A 19,246-nucleotide genomic window follows, 5' to 3' on the forward strand; every position below is an offset into this window, starting at 1 on the left:
CTGTGAGTGCGGTGACGCAGAGTAGCGTCGCAAATGGCGTCCTGATCATGAGGCATTGTTGCCGGAGGACGGAACCGAGCGCAAGGCGGATGCTCCCGCATTGCTGCCGACGAAGTCCGAGGTTGTTGTGATTGTCCAGCTCCACTCCCCACTCCCCTTCAATCATGGGTTGAGGCAGGCAATGTTCGGCGCGCGGCCCCGGCCCTGGAAGAGCCTGGCGCAGAGCGTCGAGCTGGCAGGGGCATCGGGATCAACGAGGAAGTCAGGCGGTGGCGCGAAGAAGGCACGGGTTTGCCGTCTTCGCGCCCGAACCTGCTCGTTATTCCACGGCGACGATCTTGCCGCCCTCCCATTTGAACATCGAGAACGCCGGCGAGCTGAGATCGCCATTCTTGTCGTAGGCCAGCTTGCCGATGGCGGTGGTGATGGGCCCTCCGGACTTCAGCGCTGTCGCGACTGCGGCGGCATTGGTGGCCTTGCCGGCTTTCTCGATGCCGGCCTTCAGCACTTCGACCGCGGCATAGGCATTGAGCGTGAAGGCTTCCGGCGGGATACCCTTGTCCTTGAGAACTTTGACCGCTTCCGCGGAGTCGGGGTTCTTCAGCGCATCTGTCGCGTTGGTGAAGAGTGCGCCTGCCGCCGTCTCATTGGCGATCGCCCAGAACTCCGTGTTGGAAAGCCCCTCGCCGCCGATGATGGTGGCCTTGAGCCCGGCGTCGCGAAGCTGCCGGGCGAGGAGACCACCTTCCGGATGGTAGCCGCCGAAATAGATCAGGTCGATATTGGCGGCCTTGAGACGCGTGGTGATGGCCGAGAGATCCTTTTCGGCCGGTGTCAGCGACAGGTAGAGCGCCTCGTTCAGGCCGCCGGCGTTGATCCCCTTCTTGAAGGCATCCGCGAGGCCTTTGCCGTAGGTGCCCTTGTCGTGGATGACCGCAATCCGCTTGTCCCTGAGATTCTTCAGGACATAGTTGGCGGCGACCTCGGCCTGCTGATCATCGCGGCCGCATGTCCGCAGAACATTGGTCAGCCCTCGGGTGGTGAGTGACGGCGCCGTAGCTGTCGGCGTGACCATCAGCACGCCGTTCTCGGCAAAGACATCGGACGCGGGAATCGCGACGCCCGACGTCACCGGCCCGACAACGAAGCGCACCTTGTCCCCGACCAGCAGATTGGCGGCCGAAACGCCCTGCTTGGGATCACCGGCATCATCGGCAAGCTTGAGCACCAGCTTCTCGCCGAGCACGCCGCCCTTCTTGTTGATGGCGTCGATCGCCGCCTCTGCGCCGTTTCGCACCTGGTCGCCATAGGCAGCGACCGGACCCGTCAGTGGTGCGATGAGGCCGATGACGATATCGGCCCGTGCGGCCGGCGCCGAGGCGAGCAGCGTGGCAGCAAACGCCGCACTGACGAAGAACTTGAACTTGCTCATCACAATCCTCTCCTCAACTGGCTCGCAGTTCCTGTCCTGGATGCGAGCCTTCGTGGTGAAGCGGTCGAATACCCTGCCACTGCGCGGGGAGGCCGGGCAGGGGCGAAACGTGCATAGAGATCGCTCGCGGGTTTTATAGGGCAGCAGGCCTGCCCGCGGCACTGCGCCCGCCAGGTGGGGTGGGTGTCAAAATTGCCGGGTCGGCCGGGCGAGCGGCTGCCCTCCGTCCGTGGGCATGTCCTGCGGCGCAGAGTCCATGCCTAATGCGGAGCTGCATGCTGCCGCCCCACGCAAAACTGCGTGGATGTCATCGCTGCGGAGCTCGGGCCCTAGTTCTGCCGCGTCGCTGCGAACCATGCCGCAGCCCGCAGCATCGCGGCCTCCTCGCCAAAACCCGACACGGCCGCGACGGCCTCCTCGCAGAGCCGGTCGCGCTCGCGCTTGGCGCCGGCGAGACCGAGCGCGCTGATCAGGGTCGCCTTGCCCTTGTCCTGGTCCTTGGCCGTGGCCTTGCCCATCTGCTCCTGGCTCGCCTCGACGTCGAGGACGTCGTCGGCCACCTGGAAGGTGGCGCCGACTGCCCGGCCGTATTGCCCAAGCGCGGCAAGGGCGGCCTCATCGGCGCCGCCGAGGCGCGCACCGATCTCGACGCTGGCCGCCAGCAGCGCCCCCGTCTTCATCGCCTGCAGTCGACGAATTTCGTTCTCGGCCAACGCGTTCGAGCCCGGGTCGAAGCGTCCCTCCGCCGCGAGATCGAACATCTGGCCGCCGACCATGCCGCCGAGCCCGGACGCCCGGGCGAGGCAAAGCACCAGCGCCGCGCGGACCGCACCCGACTCGTGGGTGGCTGGGTCGGCAAGGACCTCGAAGGCGAGCGTCTGCAGCGCATCCCCGGCCAGGATCGCGGTTGCCTCGTCGAAGGCCCTGTGGACCGTCGGTCGTCCGCGGCGCAGATCGTCATCATCCATCGAAGGCAGGTCGTCATGGACGAGCGAATAGCAATGCAGCAGCTCGACGGCTGCGCCGGCTCGCAAGGCCTGCGCTTCGCTGGCCCCGAAGAGCAGTGCCGTCTCGACCGTCAGGAAGGGCCGCAGGCGCTTGCCACCGCCGAGCGCGCCATGGCGCATGGCCGCGAGCAGCCGTTCGGGGCGCGCGATCTCGCCCGCTCCCGGAACAGCCTGGAGCAGACCGTCGAGGAGGGCCTCGATCGCATCGGCCGTCTGTGAAAGACGGGCCGGAAGGGCGTCATCTGCGGCGGAACTCATGCGCTGATCTCGCGTTCGCAACGGTGGCGGGGGCTTGCCGGATGGGGGCGGAATCGTCAAGTTGCGGGGGCATGGCGGTCATGGCGGGTCACGAGCAAACGCGGCGGCGAGGAATTGTCGGCCGCGCATTGGGGTGGTGTTTTCGCATCCTCATCGGGCTCGCCGTTGTCCTGGCGCTCGGGCTGCTGATCTTTCGGTTCATGCCCGCTCCCTCGACGCTGATGCTCGCGCGCTGGCTGAGCTTTCAGCCGGTGGAACGGCAATGGGTGCCGCTCACGCAGATTTCGCCTTCGCTGATCCGCGCCGTCATCGCCGCCGAGGACCAGCGCTTCTGCAGCCATTCTGGCGTCGACTGGATCGAGCTCAACGCCGTGCTCGATGATGAGGATGGCCCGAGCCGCGGCGCTTCGACGCTGACCATGCAGACGGCTAAGAACGTCTTTCTCTGGCCGGGGCGCTCCTATCTGCGCAAGGCGCTCGAGATTCCGCTCGCGCTCGTGATCGACTTCGCCTGGCCGAAACCGCGGATCATCGAGGTCTATCTCAACGTCGCCGAGTGGGGCGATGGCGTTTTCGGCGCGGAAGCCGCCGCCCAACGCCATTTCCGCAAGCCTGCCGCCCGCCTGAACACTGGCGAGGCTGCACGGCTCGCCGGTGCGCTGCCGAATCCGATCCTGCGCAATCCCGCCAAGCCGAGCCGCGGCCTGCAATCGGCGAGCGGGCGAATCCAGCGCCGTATGGCGCAGCTCGGATCGCTTGGGGATTGCGCCGTGCCTTCCGGCATGAAAGATGTCGATTAGGCCTAGTCATCCCCTCTGCGAGCGTGTATGGCCATCGCCTCACGAGATTGATCCGTCGTCGTGGCGGTGGCGTGGCTCTGCGGCCTGCGCTTCCGGACGGCGGCACGATGGAGAGTACAATGGCCGTTCCGAAGAGAAAGACTTCGCCGTCGAAGCGCGGCATGCGCCGATCCGCCGACGCGCTGAAGCAGCCCACCTATATCGAAGACAAGAACTCCGGCGAACTGCGCCGTCCGCACCATGTCGATCTGAAGAGCGGCATGTATCGCGGTCGCCAGGTGCTGAAGGCCAAGACCGAGGCCTGAGCCCCGGTTGTAGGCTTGCGAGTCTAGGAGCCGGCCGCGAGGCCGGCTTTTTCTTTGGCCAGTTTCCGCCGGCGCCTGCCAGGCCCTCTGCCGAGGAGCGATCTGTGATCGCGTCTCGATGGATGTCTCCGGTGCGGCTTCCGGATGATCCATCGGGACACCGCTGTCATGCGGCTCCTCGGCAGAGGGCCTGGCCTCACGCGACCAGGCGCTGCCGCTTCCTTCCGGCGTGCTGTGCCTGGGCCTCGTAGCGCCGCGCCGCGACCTGCGGCGTCTCGCGCGCCCGGCGCGCGAACGGACCGATTTCGGCGTGACTGGCCGCGATCTGCAGCAGCAGCATCGTCGATGCCTCGGGAAGCGCCAGGTGGCTTCTCGCCCCGTATTGCTGATCCCGCATGTGCCACTCCGGAACGCTAGGGTTGCGCTGGAGGGAAAGTTGCAATCCAGGGGCCGGCCTTAACCGGGCGTTAAGCCAGAAACCTGCATCGTTTCGAAACATCTCCCGATCTCGTTCGGCCAGGACGGCACGACGCCAAAGGTGTCCCGCGGCCTGCGCCTCTAAGGCCCTGCACCGATGCCTGCGCCATCGATCCTGAGTACCCGTGACGAAACGATCGTCGACCCGCGCAGCCTGCTCTCCTCGATCGGCGAGGTGGTCTACAGCTGGGACATCGCCAGCGATTCGCTGAACTGGGGTCCGAACGCCGCCGAGGTTCTGGGACCGATTCCGGTAGCTGCGATGAGCCGCGGTCTCGCTTTCGCCGGGCTGGTGGAGCCGGGTAGCGGCCGCAGTCGCTACGACGCGATCTTCTCGACCGGCGGACAGGACCATGGCGAAGGTGCGATCTACCGCACCCGCTACGCAGCCGATCTCGGCGGCCGCAAGATGTGGATCGAGGATGCCGGCCGCTGGTTCGTCGGCATCGACGGTCAGCCTGCCATGGCGCGCGGCGTGCTGCGCATCGAGCGCTCTGTGCGGCCCGACGAGCTTACCGCGCAGAGTCGCGACGTCTGTGACCGCGGAGCGCTGGTCGAGCGCCTCGAAACATCGCTGCAGGAGCATCTCGCGGCGGAGCGACCGGTAGTCGTGCTGATCGCGGCGATCGACGAACTCGCGCGTCTCAACGATGATTTCGGCCATGAGGCCACCGATGAGATCATCGGCGTGGTCCAGGAAAGGCTGCGCTCGGTGATGCGCCGACGCGACCATCTGCTGCGCTATTCCAGCAATCGCTTCGCCATCCTGCTCGCAGGCTGTCCGCAGAACCAGATCGAGCCGGCGGCGCGGCGCTTCATCAAGGCCGTCGCACAGTCCGCGATCGAGACCGGGCGCGGCATTGCGCTGGTGCGTCTGCGCGTCGGGGCGGCCGTCGCGCCGGATCTCTCGCGCCATGCCGGTACGCTGGTCTCGGCCGCTGAGAACGCCCTTGCCGGCGCCAAGGCGGGCGCGGTCGATACCGTCGTCATCGCACGTCAGCGCGAGTTGCGTGAGCCGGCGCCGGACCACAGCGGATTCGATATCCAGGCCCTCGCGGCACTGAACGAACGCCGCGTCCGGCTGGCGCTGCAATCCGTCGTGGAGGCCAGAACGCGCGAGGTTGCCTTCCACGAAGCGCTGCTGCGGGTCGGCCATGGATCGGAAGGGCTGTTCTTCTCGGCGGCAGAGCTGATTCCGCTGCTCGAGCGGCGCGGGCTCGTCCGGCTCTTCGATCACCGCGTGCTTGAGCTCGCCGTCGAAATGCTCGCGGCCGATCCGAACATGACGCTCTCGATCAACGTCTCGCCGCGCTCGCTCGGCGATCCGGAATGGCTCGACGCCTTCCTGGCCTGCACCCGCTCATCCCGCGGCCTCGCCGGGCGGCTGATCGTCGAGATCACGGAGACTGCGACGATCGAGGATCCGCGCCGCCTGGCCCGCCTGCTCGGCAAGATCAAGGATCAGGGCGCACGCATCGCGATCGACGATTTCGGCGCCGGCCACACCTCGCTGCGGCATCTGCGCGCCTTCCCGATCGACATCCTGAAGCTGGACGGCGCCTTCACGCAGAACCTGCGACGTTCGACCGATGACCGCTTCTATGTCCGCACGCTGATCGACCTCGCCCGCCATCTCATGGTCGACACTGTCGCCGAATGGGTCGATGACGAGTTGCAGGCGACCATGCTCACCGATTGGGGCGTGACCTATCTGCAGGGGCATCTCGTCGGCAAGGCCGAACTCTGGCAGCCTGCGGTGCCCTCAGAGCTGCATCGGGCGGTGGGCTGAGCCGAGGCAGGGAGCGGTCTCGGGCAAGCGATCGGCCCGAGACACTCTTGATCAGGACGGGCCCGGGGCAAGCCCGGGCCTGGGGCATTGCCCGCTCACTTCGTCTTGGCGAGCTTGTCCAGCCGGTCGCGCATCTCGGAGAGTTCCCGCTTCAGGTCGCCGAGTTCGTCGCCCTTGCTGGCGGCTGGCGCTGCATCGCCCTTCGGCTGGCCGGAGGCTGCTGCGGCAGCAAAGGGGTTGAACAGCCGGAAGGCTTCCGTGAACATCGCCATATTGGCGCGGGTCTGGGCCTGGATCGCGTCCAGCCCGGTGCCGCCGAAGGCGCCGCCGGTAAAGGCCTTGCCCATCATGTCGCGGAACTGGTTCTGGTCCTTCGTGAGATTCTCCATGGAGAACTCGAGATAGCGCGGCACCAATGCCTGCATGCTGTCGCCGTAGAAGCGGATCAACTGGCGCAGGAAGGTGATCGGCAGCAGATTCTGCCCGTCCTTGCTCTCTTCGTCGAAGATGATCTGGGCCAGCACGGAGCGCGTGATGTCCTCGCCGGACTTGGCGTCGTAGACCACGAAATCCTCTCCGCCGCGGACCAGGCCCGCCAGATCCTCGAGGGTGACGTAGGAGCTCGTGCCCGTGTGATACAACCTGCGATTGGCGTATTTCTTGATGACTGTCGGTTCTTTTTCGCTGGCCATCATACCCTGCATCGCGTTGATCCGGGCCTGACATTTCAGGTCCAGCGGAACGATCCTCCCGGCAACGATAACCTGTCAGCCGCATGCTGCAAGTTTTTTGAACGTTTTTGAATCAATCTTACCAAGCGGAACGGCGGGAGGGGCGAGCCCGTGCTGCGATGCAGCACGGTCACCGGCGCCCGATCCGCGCTCTCCCTCTCTTGGCCGGCTTGACGCGGCCGCGACAGCCTTCGAAGGTGAGAGCCGAACCTGGTGGCCGGTCCCTGGCGAGCCATCACGACAACAGCGAGGAACTCTCCATGGCCGATACTGACATCGTAATCGTCGGCGCAGCGCGCACGGCGGTCGGCGCCTTCAACGGCGCTTTCGCCAACACGGCGGCACACGATCTCGGCGCTGCCGCGATCAAGGAGGCGCTCGCCCGCGCCAAGGTCGAGGGCGGTGAGGTCAATGAAGTCATCATGGGCCAGATCCTGACCGCCGGTCAGGGCCAGAATCCGGCCCGACAGGCCGCGATGAAGGCCGGCATCCCGCAGGAAGCGACCTCCTGGGGCCTCAACCAGCTCTGCGGCTCGGGCCTGCGCGCGGTCGCCATCGGCCTGCAGCAGATCGTCAATGGCGACGCCGACATCATCGTTGCCGGCGGCCAGGAATCGATGTCGATGTCGCAGCATGCCGCGCATCTGCGTAACGGCACCAAGATGGGCGACACCAAATTCATCGACACGATGATCAAGGACGGGCTCTGGGACGCCTTCCACGGCTACCATATGGGCACCACTGCCGAGAACGTCGCGACCAAATGGCAGATCAGCCGCGAGGAACAGGACAGGTTCGCCGTCGGCTCGCAGAACAAGGCCGAGGCTGCGCAGAAAGCCGGCCGGCTCAAGGACGAGATCGCTCCCTTCACCGTCTCGACCCGCAAGGGCGATATCGTCGTCGATCAGGACGAATATCCCCGTCACGGGGCGACGCTGGAGGCCATGGCCAAGCTGAAGCCAGCCTTCTCGAAGGACGGAACGGTGACTGCCGGCAACGCGTCTGGCCTCAATGACGGCGCTGCCGCTCTCGTCCTGATGACCGCCAAGGAAGCAGCCAGGCGCGGTCTTACCCCGCTCGCCCGCATCGCCTCCTGGGCCACTGCCGGCGTCGACCCGGCCATCATGGGCACGGGCCCGATCCCGGCGACGCGCAAGGCACTGGAGAAAGCCGGCTGGAAGATCGGCGATCTCGACCTCGTCGAGGCCAATGAGGCCTTCGCGGCGCAGGCGCTCGCGGTCAACAAGGACCTCGGCTGGAACCCCGATATCGTCAACGTCAATGGCGGCGCGATCGCGATCGGCCATCCGATCGGCGCCTCCGGCGCGCGCGTCCTGGTCACGCTCCTGCATGAAATGGCCAAGCGCGACGCCAAGAAGGGGCTCGCCACGCTCTGTATCGGCGGCGGGATGGGTGTCGCCATGGCGGTGGAACGCTGAGCCTTCACCATGGCGAAGCAGACGACGCTCTATCGCTATCTCACGGGGCCCGATGACGCAGCCTTCTGTCATCGGGTCTCGGAGGCCTTGAGCAGAGGCTGGGAGCTCTATGGCCCCCCGACCCTGACCTATGACGCCAAGGAACAGCGCGTCATCTGCGGCCAGGCCATCATCAAGGACGTGGACGGGCCCTATTCGCCCGACCTGAAGCTCGCGGAACAATAGCTCAAAAGACCAAAACGAAGAGGGGACAACCAGATGACGAAGGTCGCGTTGGTCACGGGGGGGACGCGGGGTATCGGCGGAGCGATCAGCCGGACCCTGCAGGCGGCAGGCTACAAGGTGGCGGCCAACTATGCCGGCAATGACGAGGCGGCGGCCAAGTTCAAGGCGGAAACCGGCATCCCGGTCTATAAGTGGGATGTCGGCGATTACGATGCCTGCACTGCCGGCATCGCCAGCGTCGAGGCGGAGAACGGGCCGGTCGACATTCTGGTCAACAATGCCGGCATCACCCGCGACGGTTTCTTCCACAAGATGACCAAGGACCAGTGGTCCGCCGTCATCCGCACCAATCTCGATTCGCTCTTCAATATGACGCGGCCGGTGATCGAGGGCATGCGCGGGCGCAGCTTTGGCCGCATCATCGTGATCTCGTCGATCAACGGCCAGAAGGGCCAGATGGGCCAGGTGAACTACTCCGCGGCCAAGGCGGGCGATATCGGCTTCGTCAAGGCGCTTGCCCAGGAGAACGCCAACAAGGGCATCACCGTCAATGCGATCACGCCCGGCTATATCGGCACCGACATGGTCGCTGCCATGCCGGAGGAGGCGCTGAAGCGCGTTGTTGCCGGTATTCCCGTCGGCCGGCTCGGCAAGCCCGAGGAGATCGCCCAGATGGTCGCTTTCCTCGCTTCCGATCACGGTGCCTTCACCACCGGCGCGACGTTCGCGGTCAATGGCGGGCAGTATATGGCGTGAGCGTGTTCGGGCTGTCGGCGCGAGCCGCGCCGACAGCCCTCAAGTCGAGGCGCCCGCGGCAAACGCGGCTTCGGCCTGGCGATGAGGGCAGGCGGGATGCGCCTTTACGCTGAGGCTTCCTGCCAGCGCCGGTACAGCCCGGCGATGTCGTTGGAGCAGAACAGATCCATGCCGTCCCTGATCTGCTCCAGCGGCCAATCCCACCAGGCCATCTCCAGCAGCATGGCGATGTCGGCTTCGGTGAAGCGCGTGCGGATCGGCCTGGCCGGGTTGCCGCCGACGATCGAGTAGGGCTCGACATCCCTGGTGACGAGGGCGCGGCTGCCGATCACGGCGCCATGGCCGATCCGGATGCCCGGCATGATCATCGCCTCCGCACCGATCCAGACATCGCTGCCGACCACGGTGTCGCCGGCCGGCCGGAAGGCGTCGCGCGCGCTGGCGAATGCAGGTTCTTCCGACATGTAGAAGAAGGGGAAGCTGGAGACCCAGTCGTTCCGATGCCCCTGGTTACCGGCCATCATGAAGCAGGCGCCGGTCCCGATCGAGCAGAAGCTGCCGATGATGAGCTTGTCGACATCGGCGAGGTCGGGCCGCAGATAGCGGGCACAGTCGTCGAAGGAATGCCCGTGATAGTAGCCGGAATAGTAGCTGTACCGACCGACGATGATGTTGGGGTTGGTCACCTGTTCCGACAGAAGCCTGCCCTTGAACGGGCTTTCAAAGGCGTTCGCCATCCCGGCGTGCTCCCGTCGTTCAGCGCAAATCCAGAGAGATTGAAGCGGGTAGATTACCCGGAGCGATCGAAGGGAAATCCGGGAACCGCTCCGGGGCTTTACCGATCGGTGCCCGCGTCTCTTCTTCAGTGCCTAGCGCCAGCGTCCGAAGGCATCGTCAAGCGTCTGGCTGCCCGAGACACCCTTCTCGAAGGTGATGATGCCGCGTCGTCCGGACGCGAAACGCAGCGGGATGTCGATCCAGCTGCGCGTCTGCATCAGCTCGATATTGCGGTCGATTTCCACCGGCACATTCGAGAGCGCGGCCACGAAGAGATTGTCGCCGAGCGCGGAGGCGATGGCGGAGAGCGGTGCGCCCCGTTCGTTCTCGTCGGTCTTGAGCTGCGGCACGCCGACCTCGCGGATCGCGTCGGTCGTGGCATCACCTGTCCGCGTGAAGCGCAGGCCAATGATATGCGAGGCCGGGAAGGCGCTGTCGGTATTGCGGCGGATGGTGAAGTCGAGGCTCAGGCCGGCATCCGGTACCTCGACACTCGCACGCACGATGGTCTCGACCGGGCGACCCTGCCCGGCGCTCTCGCTGTCGAGCCGCCAGACGACCCGGCCATTGACGGCTTTCGGCTGCTGCGGGGTTTCCGGCACCTCGGTGTAGAGAATGGCGCGCTGGGCGACGGCGATCTCGCTGCCTTGCGAGGCTGTCGCGCCACCAGGCCGTGTGGCCGGTCCTGCGCCTGTCGCTCCGGCATCGCCGACCCGGTCGTTCAGCTTGCCGGCGCTGTCCGGCTGCGACTGCTGGACCTGCGCCTCGGTCCGAGGGCGCTGCGACGCTGTGTCGGAGGGATTGACCTTGTTGACATAGAAGGCAGTCGCCGCGATCGCGACGACGGCAAGCGCGACGCCTCCGCCGACGATGGCGGTGCGGATATGACCGGGATCGACGCGGCGTTCGCGCGGAGGAGCGACGCGCGGGCGGACCGGCTGCGTGTCGACCGGCTCCTGGCTGTCGACCGGGCGGCTTTCGAACGGGTCGATGACGGGGCTCGCCCCGACCTCCTCATGGGCCATATCGGCCGGCAGAGCAGGCTCAGGCTCTGGTTCCGGAGCGGGGCGGATCGTCGTCGTGGCGGGGCGCTGGGTCTCAGCCTCGTCGTAATCGGCCTCGACACGCGACATCGCCTCGTCGAGCGCCAAGCGCTCGCGCATGATCTCGGCCTCGCCGACCGGTGGGTCGAGACTCCGCAGCTGGGCGACCAGAGCTGTCCGGGCGCGGTCATAGACCGCGCGGCGCGCTTCCGGGGACTTGTCGGGCAGCCCGGCGATCGCGCGCGCCAGGATGGGATAGAAATCGGCCATTGGCCTCAATTGTCCGTGTTGGGCTCGCCCGTCAACCCTCGAAAGGATTGTGGACGAGGATGGTGTCGTCGCGCTCGGGGCTGGTCGAGAGCACGGCGACAGTGGCGCCGATCAGCTCCTCGATGCGGCGGACATATTTGATCGCCTGGGCCGGCAGGTCCGCCCATGAACGGGCATTGGCGGTCGAGCCTTCCCAGCCTTCGATCGTCTCATAGATCGGCTCGACGCGGGCCTGATCGCTCTGGCCGGCAGGCAGATGCTCGAGCACGGCGCCGTCGAGGCGATAGCCGATGCAGACCTTGATCTCCTTGAAGCCGTCGAGGATGTCGAGCTTGGTCAGCGCGATGCCGTCGATGCCGGAGGTCTTCACGGTCTGGCGCACCAGGCAGGCGTCGAACCAGCCGCAGCGGCGCTTGCGCCCGGTGACGACGCCGAATTCCTTGCCCTTCTGGCCGATCAGTTCGCCGGTCTCGTCAAAGAGCTCGGTCGGGAAGGGGCCTTCGCCGACGCGGGTCGTGTAGGCCTTGGCGATGCCGAGCACATAGCCGACCGCGGAGGGGCCCAAGCCGGAGCCGGTCGCGGCCTGGCCGGCGACGATGTTGGAGGAGGTCACGAACGGGTAGGTGCCGTGGTCGACATCGAGCAGCGCGCCCTGTGCGCCTTCGAACAGGATGCGCTTGCCGGCGCGGCGCTCGGAATCGAGCAGCGCCCAGACCGTGTCGGCATAGGGCAGGACCTGCGGCGCGACCTTGGTCAGCTGCTCGAGCAGCTCGGAGGCATCGACCTCGCCGATGCCGAGCCCGCGACGCAGCGCGTTGTGATGGGCGAGCAGGCGCTCGATCTTGGCCTTCAGGATCGCGGGGTCCTTGAGGTCGATGACGCGAATCGCACGCCGGCCGACCTTGTCCTCATAGGCGGGGCCGATGCCACGCTTGGTCGTGCCGATCTTCAGCCCGGCATTGCTGGTCTCGCGGAAATGGTCGAGCTCGCGGTGCAGCGGCAGGATCAGGGTCGCGTTGTCGGCGACGCGCAGGTTCTCGGGCGAGATCGCGACGCCCTGGGCGCGCAGCCGCTCGATCTCCTCGACGAGATGCCAGGGATCGACCACGACGCCATTGCCGATGACCGAAAGCTTGCCGGGGCGCACGATGCCGGACGGCAGTAGCGAGAGCTTGTAGACGACGCCGTCGATGACGAGCGTATGGCCGGCATTGTGACCGCCCTGGAAGCGCACCACGACATCGGCCTGGCTCGACAGCCAGTCGACGATCTTGCCCTTGCCTTCGTCACCCCATTGGGCGCCGACCACCACCACATTCGCCATCGGACTGGTATCCCTGCCTCGTTGCCGCAAGCGCCGCGCACATGAAAAACCCCGACGCAAGGCCGGGGTTTCGGGGCAAGTCCTTGCAAGCCCTCATGGGCCAACATTGCGGCAAGGTCAAGATTGACCGCGTGCCGGAGAGGCGGCTGTCCGCACGGAGTTGCGCGCATCGGGCCTGATCCTGCGACCATCTGACACTCGCGCGCGGATCACCTGCCATCGAGCCGCACGAGTTCGATCAGCCTGGCGCAATCGGCCGCAATCCGCCGTTCCGCCAGATTGGTGATGCCCAGCAACAGGCCGCGGCGCTCGGGCGGCTCCGCATACCAGGGCGAGAGCGGCACCGGCGCGATCCCGAAGGGCAGGGCGCGCAAGGCGATGTCGATATCGTCAGTGCCGGGCGACAACTCCATCCGCACGGCAAGGCCACCGGTGGCATGGATGGCGAAAGCCCCTTCTGCGGTCTCCTGCAACTGCTGGAGCAGCAACTCGCGCCGTGCGCTGTAGAGCCGCTTCATGCGGCGCAGGTGGCGCAGATAATGGCCCTCGGCCAGGAAGCTGGCCACGGCATGCTGAAGCGCGGCGGATGGAGCCGGCGCGAGACAGGCGGCAATCGTGCCGAAGGCCTCCGCGACGGAGGCTGGAACCACCAGGAAGCCGAGCCGCAACGCCGGGCTGATCGTCTTGCTGAAGCTGCCCGCATGCAGGACGCAGCCATCCTGATCGAGCGAGGCGAGCGCTGGCGCGGCGCGTCCCTTGAGCTGCAACTCGCTGAGATAATCGTCCTCGACGATCCAGGCCCCCGCTTGCCGAGCCCAGTCGAGCAGAGCCAGCCGGCGTGCCAGCGACAGCGTCACCCCGAGCGGAGCCTGCTGCCCCGGGGTGACGACGGCCAGCGCCGCCTTCGGAGCGCGCCGTATGCCCTCGGTGACCGACAAGCCCTCGCCATCGACCGGCACCGGAATGGTCGTCATTCCTGCAAGCTGGAGGGCGCTGCGCGTCAGGGGAAAGCCGGGTTCTTCGAACCAGGCTGAGCGACCCTCGAGGCGTAAGGTACGGATGATGAGACCGAGCGAACCCGCAAAGCCGTTGGTTACCAGGACCTGGGCCGGCGTGCAGCGAATGCCGCGTGCGATGGCGAGATAGGCGGCGATCTCGCGACGCAGGTCCGGATGCCCGCGTGGATCGGGATAACCGACCGGCGCGACGGCGGCCTTCCGGGCAGCGCGCACCATGACACGCGACCAGAGGGTGATGGGGAAGGCATCCTGCGCCGGAACGCCCATCTGGAAGGCGAGTGGTGCGTTCTCAAAATCGGGGAACAGCTCAGGAAAGGGCGGCCTGTCTTTGGGTTGCTCGGCTGCCGCCAGCACCGGCATCCTGTCCGCGACGTGCGTTCCGGCGGCGCCCTGCGACAGGATCCACTGCTCGTCGCTCAGCCTCTCATAGGCGGCTCTGACCGTTCCGCGGGCGATGCCAAGCTGCGCGGCAAGATCGCGCCAGGACGGCAGGCGCGCCCCGCCGGCGAGCTGGCCCTCCCGGATCGCATCGCGAATGGCGGCGTGAATCTGCAAGGCGAGCGGCGCCTTGGCGCTGCGGTCGATCTGGATGCGGAGCGGAGCGGTCATCACATCATGGTATAGCCGTTTCTGTCGATCTTGGTGCTTTCTCATGCATCATCCGGCGCCCATTCTCCTGCCATCGAAATGAACGGAGAACGGAGATGAGCTTTCGAGCCTCTGCAGCCGGCGCGGCCCTGCTTGCCGCGCTCGCCCTTCCCGCCATCGCCTCGGCTCATTCGCCCAGGCCGGGCGGAGAGACGGTCAAGCCGGTATTCCGGCAGGCGATTCCCAACATTCCCGGCAAGAGCCTGGTCAGCGTCGAGGTGACCTACAAGCCCGGCGCGGCCTCGACCCCGCACCATCATGCCGGTTCGGCCTTCATCTACGCCCATGTGCTCTCGGGTGCGATCCGCAGCCGGGTCGATGACCAGCCGGCCCGGGTCTACCGGACCGGCGAGACCTGGTTCGAGGTGCCGGGCGCGCACCACACAATCAGCGAGAATGCCAGCAAGACCGAGCCGGCGCGCCTGCTCGCCGTCTTCATCGTCGACAGCACCGAAGAGGTGCTGACCACTCCCGATCACCAGTGAGGAGCGACCCCATGACCCAGCGTCTCGATTACACCAGCGTTTCGCCTGCCGGCATGAAGGCTCTTGGCGGAGTCTATGCTCATGTCGGCCAGTCCGGCCTCGCCAAATCCCTGGTCGACCTGGTCTATCTCAGGATCTCGCAGATCAACGGCTGCGCCTATTGCATCGACATGCATTCGCGCGATCTGCTCAAGGGCGGCCTTGCCGTCGAGAAGCTGGTGCTGGTGCCGGCCTGGCGCGAGGCGCCGAGCCTGTTCTCCGAGCAGGAGCGGGCCGCCCTGGCCTGGGCCGAAACCGTGACGCGTGTCGCCGACACCACCGTGCCCGATGCGGAGTTTGCGGCCGCGGCTGCCCAGTTCAGCGAGAAGGAACTGGCCGATCTGACGATCGCGATCGGCCTGATGAACGCCTATAACCGGATGGCGATCAGTTTCCGCGCCGTCCCTGCGGCGGTGCGGCGCTGAACCCTCGAGCATCGGCCCGAAAAGTGGATGGCGGTTTTCGGGAAGGCCGATGCAATCACAGAAGGCTGGAGCATCGGCCCGAAAAGTGGATTGCGGTTTTTCGGGAAAGCCGATGCAAGCCCAGACGTTGAGATCATCGGGCCGGATACGAGATCCGCTCCGATCATCCAGTCAGTTCTGCGCCAGCGGGCGCGGCATGTCTGCCGGCTGGATTGGCCTGGACTCGAACGTGACCTCGCGGTCCCCCGGCCATTTCAGGCGGTAGGCGAGCTTGATCTCCTTCTCGGTCCCGGGGGCGAGATCGAAGGTCCAGGCCGAGACGCCGCGCTTGTCGCCGACCTGTTTCTCGGTCGGCGGCGTGGTTTGCGGCAGGGTCTCGACCGTGATCGAACTGTTCTCCGAGAAGGGCACGCGTTCCATGACGGTGACCTTGACCGGCTGAGCGTGGAGGCTCTTCACCACAGTCCTGAATTCGCGCAGATCCGTGCGCGTCTGGCCAAGCCAGGTCGGCTCGTTCTCCCGGCGGCGCACCGGGGCGCGGCTGACCTTGAGCTTGTCATCTGCGCCGAAGCCGAGCTCGACCTTGTCGCCAGGCGCGACCAGCCCGAGCCGGCCGCGGCCGATATAAGCGCCGTCACGGTGCAGCAGGACCTCGCCTGGAAGCAGCGGTGCCTCGTCCTCGTGGAGGAAGGTGGCTTCGAGATAGGCTTTCTCCTCAAGCTCCGGCGTGGCGCGGGCCAGGAGCGTCGGGCTGACCTGGCCCTGGCTCAGCACCACGGCCTTGGACGTCGCGCCCTGGGGGACTGTGACGCGGCCAGGCACGATGAAGCTCGCCTGATAGGAGCTGGTCTCGACCTGGGCCGTCTGGACTTCTGCCGGGCGCGCCGAATCCGCCATCTTGCGCGACTTCGCGGCCTCGAATTCGGCTTCGGCCCTCGCCTTGGCCGCCGCCATCGGCGCCGGCGCAGCACTGACGCGTGTGCGGCTCTCATAGAGAACCGCCGCATCGAGGAAGGCGACCTGCACCGGGGCGAGCTCGGGTGCGCGCGTGCCGCCCGCCGAGCGCGTGGTCGAGAGGGTCAGCGCGACGTCGGTCCAGTCCTCGCCGGTGCGCTGGCGCAGCTCCGCGCGGCGAATGAAGGTGATCTCGGGCTTGGCGGCGGCGCTGCCGGTCGCCAGCCTGGCCTCATAGCTCGGCAGCCAGTTCGCGCTGGTGACGCGGTAGCTGACGGTGAACTCGGCTGCGAGCGGGGCCTTGGCCTCGACCGCGATCGCGACGTCGCGCTTGGGTGCATTGCCGCGGCCGGCCTGCGGCCTTGTGCGCTCCAGCGCTTCGATTTCAGCCTGCGTATCGGAGACGCGGCTGCGCGCGATGCGGAGCTCGTCATTGACCTTGACCAGCGCGGTGCCGATCGCGTCGAACACGGCCGGCCAGTCGCTGATCGGCAGTGCCTTGCCGTCGGGGCCGAGCTTGTCGGGGCCCGTCTGGCCGAAACGCTCGATGGTCCCGCGTTTGGCTTCGATCGCGCTGACCTGACCTTCTAGCGTCTCCTTCTGCTCGCGCAGGGCCTTGAGCTTGGTCTCGATCACCGCATCGAGGCCCTGCCTGGCATCGCCGGGAACGGGGCGGATATCGACCGCGCCAATCGCGAAGGCGCCGTCACCCTTGCCTTCGACACGGATCGAGGCGGGATCGACCGCCGCCGGCAGGCCACGCAGCACGACCTGCGAGGCCCCCTGCAGCAATTCGGCCTTGCCGAGCCGCGTCACCACCGCGCCGTCGGGATAGACCGTGACCCGGTCGATCCGCGTCGGCAGTTCGATCTCGGCTGCGCTTGCAAGGCTCGGCGCGAAGATCAGGGCGGCGGCAAGTCGGCTCATCATCAGGCATTCCCCCCGAGGCAAATCAGTGCGGCGGATTGGCGCGTCGGAATTCGGCGCGGCCAAGGCGGAATTGGGCCGGAATGCGGATGTGCCCTGGCTTTCAGGCCCTGGCGCGCATGCTCATGTGAGGCTTGACGCGATGTGCGATGAAATTCCGCAATTCGGTCACGCGCCGCTCGCTGTCCAGAACCTCTTCATCGAGGCCGTGAGCCCAGGCGAGATCATGCCGCGTCGGCTCGGCATCGAGCGCGTAGAGATCGGCAAGCCAGCTCTGCGCCGCCGCTTCGTCCTTGCGGAAACCTTCCGCGATCAGGGCTGGCACCATGCGCCCGAGGATCGAGGCGACCTGACCGAGCGGGAATTCGGGATGATATTGCACGCCCCAGAAGGTGCCGCCGTCATGGCGGATCTCGGCTGCATGCACGGCGCTGTAGGCATTCGAGGCGAGGACCGTCGTATCCGCCGGGGGCAGGGCGATGGTGTCGAGATGGATTGCGGGCGCATCGAAGCTGAGCGGGCGACCGGCGAGCAGCGGATGCGAGCGCCCGGCCTCGGTCAGGGTGATCTTGCGGGCGACGCCGATCTCGCGGCCCCTGGGGTTGGCGACGACGGTGCCGCCGGCGGCGACCGCGCCCATCTGGATGCCCCAGCAGGAGCCGAAACTGGGCGTGCCGCTGGCATAGATCGCCCGCATCAGCTCGATCTGGCGCGTGACCGACGGTTCGAGGTTGTAGATGTGCAGGGCTGAACCGGTGAGGAAGATGCCGTCATAGGACGAGAGCCCCGCACCGTCCGGCAGGTTCGCGCCGGCATCGGCGGGCAGGCAGATATCGGTGATGCTCTCGCGCGCGATCGAGCGCACGACATCGGCATAGGCTTCGCCCGGTTGGCTGCCATAGCCGGCAGCATGGCTCTCGCGCTGCTCCCGTGTGTTGCCATCGACGACGAGCAGGCGCAGCGGTCTCGAAACATGCAGCATGGTGGCAAACGCCTCTTGGGAGGGATGCGTCGGGCGACGGGCAGCCTTGCGCCTCATCTCATAGGATGCGACGGGGACACAAGGCTATTGAAGCGCATTCCGCCCCCGCACAGGCCGCAACCTTGTCCCCAGCCACCTCCCTGCCGCAGCGTGTCTGGGGCAACGCCTACCTGCTCCTGATCCTCACCACCTTGATGTGGGGCGGCAATGCCGTGGCGAGCCGGCTTGCCGTGGGGCAGATCTCGCCAATGGCGCTGACCTCGCTGCGCTGGGTATTCGTCTGCGCGATCCTGCCGTTGATGCTGCGGCGCGAGCTGAAGCACTATGCCCCGGTCCTGCTGGCGCATCGCTGGCGGATCATCATGCTCGGCGCCCTTGGCTTCACCGCCTTCAACGCGCTGATGTACCTCGCGGCCTATTCGACGACCGCGATCAATATCGGGATTCTGCAGGGCTCGATCCCGGTCTATGTGCTGATCGGGGCCTTCATCGCCTATCGCACGCCGATCGGCTGGATGCAGGCGATCGGCGTCGCAGTCACCATGCTTGGCGTCGTGGTGACGGCGAGCCGCGGAGACTTCGCGACGCTGGCGAATTTCAGTTTCGTGCCGGGCGATGTTTGGATGATCATCGGCTGCGTCTTCTATGCCGGCTACACGGTCGGGATCCGCTCGCGTCCGGCCGTGCCGGGGCTGGTCTTCTTCACGGCGATGGCGATCGTCGCCGGCATCGTCTCACTGCCGCTGCTCGGGCTCGAAATCTGGAACGGCAGCGTCATCTGGCCGACCCACGAAGGCTGGGCGATCCTGGCCTTTGTCGTGCTCGGGCCGTCGCTGCTCTCCCAGCTCTTCTTCCTGCGCGCGGTCGAGCTGATCGGACCTGGCCGGGCCGGCGTCTTCGTCAACCTGGTGCCGGTCTTCGCACCGATGCTCGCCGTGCTGATCCTGGGCGAGCGACTCGCGCTCTATCACGGGCTGGCGCTGACGCTGGTGCTCGGCGGCATCTGGATCGCCGAACATCGCGCCTCCAGGGCGTGATCCCTTAGATCAACGGATCGGATATCATATATATCCAGTCCGATGATCTAACCTCCTGTATTTGCATCGCTTTCCCGAAAACCGCACTCCACTTTTC

Annotated in this window: 19 protein-coding genes; 9 read left to right on the forward strand and 10 right to left on the reverse strand. The window is 66.5% G+C overall.

What is annotated here, in order from left to right:
• Window positions 1–319: 319 nt before the first annotated feature.
• Both AC1DGP_RS17800 and AC1DGP_RS17805 read right to left on the reverse strand, forming a co-directional pair.
• A complete protein-coding gene (locus tag AC1DGP_RS17800; protein ID WP_441488337.1) occupies window positions 320–1,432 on the reverse strand; it encodes a branched-chain amino acid ABC transporter substrate-binding protein in 1,113 nt (370 codons plus the stop codon).
• 329 nt (window positions 1,433–1,761) lie between these two features.
• Window positions 1,762–2,697 carry a polyprenyl synthetase family protein gene (locus AC1DGP_RS17805; protein WP_441504378.1) on the reverse strand — a complete coding sequence of 312 codons (936 nt, stop codon included), beginning with the start codon at window positions 2,695–2,697 and terminating at the stop codon, window positions 1,762–1,764.
• A gap of 80 nt (window positions 2,698–2,777) precedes the next feature.
• Here AC1DGP_RS17805 and mtgA point away from each other — a divergent pair, with 80 nt between their 5' ends.
• Complete coding sequence (mtgA, locus tag AC1DGP_RS17810) at window positions 2,778–3,497, forward strand: monofunctional biosynthetic peptidoglycan transglycosylase (protein WP_476832362.1); 720 nt, start codon at window positions 2,778–2,780, stop codon at window positions 3,495–3,497.
• Between the two features lie 119 nt (window positions 3,498–3,616).
• On the forward strand, window positions 3,617–3,802 hold the full coding sequence (rpmF, locus tag AC1DGP_RS17815) for a 50S ribosomal protein L32 (protein ID WP_043233137.1): 186 nt from the start codon (window positions 3,617–3,619) through the stop codon (window positions 3,800–3,802).
• 196 nt (window positions 3,803–3,998) lie between these two features.
• Here rpmF and AC1DGP_RS17820 read toward each other — a convergent pair whose 3' ends face one another.
• Complete coding sequence (locus AC1DGP_RS17820) at window positions 3,999–4,199, reverse strand: hypothetical protein (RefSeq protein ID WP_476832363.1); 201 nt, start codon at window positions 4,197–4,199, stop codon at window positions 3,999–4,001.
• Between the two features lie 177 nt (window positions 4,200–4,376).
• On the opposite strand from AC1DGP_RS17820, the gene AC1DGP_RS17825 reads away from it, so the two are divergent.
• Complete coding sequence (locus tag AC1DGP_RS17825) at window positions 4,377–6,068, forward strand: EAL domain-containing protein (RefSeq protein ID WP_441487963.1); 1,692 nt, start codon at window positions 4,377–4,379, stop codon at window positions 6,066–6,068.
• 95 nt (window positions 6,069–6,163) lie between these two features.
• Here the strand turns inward: AC1DGP_RS17825 and phaR are convergent, their stop codons facing one another.
• Entirely contained in the window at window positions 6,164–6,760 is a 597-nt protein-coding gene (phaR, locus tag AC1DGP_RS17830; protein ID WP_476832364.1) for a polyhydroxyalkanoate synthesis repressor PhaR, read from the reverse strand.
• 299 nt (window positions 6,761–7,059) lie between these two features.
• Here phaR and AC1DGP_RS17835 point away from each other — a divergent pair, with 299 nt between their 5' ends.
• Genes AC1DGP_RS17835 through phbB form a run of 3 tightly spaced genes read left to right on the forward strand, consistent with a single transcriptional unit; the run spans window position 7,060 to window position 9,219 of the window.
• Entirely contained in the window at window positions 7,060–8,238 is a 1,179-nt protein-coding gene (locus tag AC1DGP_RS17835; RefSeq protein ID WP_441504380.1) for an acetyl-CoA C-acetyltransferase, read from the forward strand.
• 9 nt (window positions 8,239–8,247) lie between these two features.
• On the forward strand, window positions 8,248–8,463 hold the full coding sequence (locus AC1DGP_RS17840) for a DUF1737 domain-containing protein (RefSeq protein ID WP_441487966.1): 216 nt from the start codon (window positions 8,248–8,250) through the stop codon (window positions 8,461–8,463).
• Window positions 8,464–8,496: 33 nt separating this feature from the next.
• Window positions 8,497–9,219, forward strand: a complete 723-nt coding sequence (gene phbB / locus AC1DGP_RS17845) for an acetoacetyl-CoA reductase (protein WP_441487967.1) — start codon at window positions 8,497–8,499, stop codon at window positions 9,217–9,219.
• Between the two features lie 104 nt (window positions 9,220–9,323).
• Here phbB and catB read toward each other — a convergent pair whose 3' ends face one another.
• From catB to pdxR, 4 genes are all read right to left on the reverse strand, one after another.
• Entirely contained in the window at window positions 9,324–9,956 is a 633-nt protein-coding gene (gene catB, locus AC1DGP_RS17850) for a type B chloramphenicol O-acetyltransferase (protein ID WP_441504381.1), read from the reverse strand.
• Window positions 9,957–10,088: 132 nt separating this feature from the next.
• On the reverse strand, window positions 10,089–11,309 hold the full coding sequence (locus tag AC1DGP_RS17855; RefSeq protein WP_476832365.1) for a histidine kinase: 1,221 nt from the start codon (window positions 11,307–11,309) through the stop codon (window positions 10,089–10,091).
• A gap of 31 nt (window positions 11,310–11,340) precedes the next feature.
• A complete protein-coding gene (locus AC1DGP_RS17860; RefSeq protein ID WP_113517094.1) occupies window positions 11,341–12,633 on the reverse strand; it encodes an adenylosuccinate synthase in 1,293 nt (430 codons plus the stop codon).
• 209 nt (window positions 12,634–12,842) lie between these two features.
• On the reverse strand, window positions 12,843–14,261 hold the full coding sequence (pdxR, locus tag AC1DGP_RS17865) for a MocR-like pyridoxine biosynthesis transcription factor PdxR (RefSeq protein ID WP_476832366.1): 1,419 nt from the start codon (window positions 14,259–14,261) through the stop codon (window positions 12,843–12,845).
• 95 nt (window positions 14,262–14,356) lie between these two features.
• Here pdxR and AC1DGP_RS17870 point away from each other — a divergent pair, with 95 nt between their 5' ends.
• Entirely contained in the window at window positions 14,357–14,785 is a 429-nt protein-coding gene (locus AC1DGP_RS17870) for a cupin domain-containing protein (protein ID WP_476825564.1), read from the forward strand.
• Window positions 14,786–14,796: 11 nt separating this feature from the next.
• Complete coding sequence (locus AC1DGP_RS17875; protein WP_476832367.1) at window positions 14,797–15,249, forward strand: carboxymuconolactone decarboxylase family protein; 453 nt, start codon at window positions 14,797–14,799, stop codon at window positions 15,247–15,249.
• 171 nt (window positions 15,250–15,420) lie between these two features.
• Here AC1DGP_RS17875 and AC1DGP_RS17880 read toward each other — a convergent pair whose 3' ends face one another.
• Together AC1DGP_RS17880 and AC1DGP_RS17885 are read right to left on the reverse strand one after the other, a co-directional pair.
• Window positions 15,421–17,133: a mucoidy inhibitor MuiA family protein gene (locus AC1DGP_RS17880; RefSeq protein ID WP_476832368.1), complete on the reverse strand. Its 1,713-nt coding sequence runs from the start codon at window positions 17,131–17,133 to the stop codon at window positions 15,421–15,423.
• Window positions 17,134–17,233: 100 nt separating this feature from the next.
• Window positions 17,234–18,112: a type 1 glutamine amidotransferase gene (locus AC1DGP_RS17885; protein WP_476832369.1), complete on the reverse strand. Its 879-nt coding sequence runs from the start codon at window positions 18,110–18,112 to the stop codon at window positions 17,234–17,236.
• 122 nt (window positions 18,113–18,234) lie between these two features.
• On the opposite strand from AC1DGP_RS17885, the gene AC1DGP_RS17890 reads away from it, so the two are divergent.
• Window positions 18,235–19,149: a DMT family transporter gene (locus tag AC1DGP_RS17890; protein ID WP_441504385.1), complete on the forward strand. Its 915-nt coding sequence runs from the start codon at window positions 18,235–18,237 to the stop codon at window positions 19,147–19,149.
• The last annotated feature ends 97 nt before the right edge of the window (window positions 19,150–19,246 follow it).

Source organism: Allobosea sp. 05T433 (genome assembly GCF_056396065.1).